The following is a 931-nucleotide window of genomic DNA, read 5'->3' on the forward strand; positions in this document are numbered from 1 at the left end:
TGCGCTGTCCCAGGATGGATATATTCCAATTCTTCAACTACTCAAGGAAGTTAACCAAGTATGTCAGTTTACTCAAGACTTTCAGCATCTCAGCCCCAAGAACGTTAAAATGAAGCCAAAGGAAGAAACACTAATGGCCGGAGTTTTAGCAAAGGGCTGTAATATCGGTCTGGGCAAACTTGCTAGCATCTCAGCTGGCATTGAGGAGCATACGCTCCACAACACGGTTAACTGGTTTTTCAGTCTAGACAATATTCGAAAAGCTAATAACCGGATCGTTGATGCGATTCATAATTTGAAATTGTCGAGTGCTTATCTCAAAGACCCAGAAATTCTCCACTCATCGAGTGACGGAAGAAAGGTCAATGTTGATGTAGATTGCCTGCACGCAAACCACTCCTACAAGTATTTTGGAAAAGACAAAGGCGTGACGATCTACACATTTATAGATGAAAAGCAGTCGTTATTCCACAATTCAGTATTCAGCGCTTCAGATCGAGAAGCTCCATACGTTATTGATGGCTTGCTTCAAAATGAAGTGACTGACCTTAAACAAGTTCATTCAACTGATACACATGGCTATACAGAGCAAATCTTTGCAGTTTCCCATTTCTTGGGAATAGCGTTTGCTCCAAGACTTGCCAACATCGGAAACCAACAAATATATAGCTTTTCTGCACGGAAAACGTTTTACGACAAAGGCTACCGCCTACTTCCAAGTCGGCCTATCAGTAAAAACCTAGTGCTTGAACATTGGGATGACATTTTAAGATTTGTCGCGACGATTAAGATGAAGCACGCGACTGCTTCACAACTGTTCAAAAGATTGAGTTCCTATTCAAAAGAGCACCCTTTATATAGAGCTCTTAAAGAATTTGGAAGGATCATCAAATCACAGTTCATCCTGACCTATTTTGATGATGAGGATCTG

1 protein-coding gene is annotated in these 931 nt (G+C 41.1%); it reads left to right on the forward strand.

All coding sequences use genetic code 11. From position 1 onward, the window contains the following. On the forward strand, positions 1 to 931 hold a 931-nt coding region (locus A3763_RS03850), incomplete at both ends, for a Tn3 family transposase (protein WP_156494885.1).

The organism is Oleiphilus sp. HI0128, from assembly GCF_001635365.1.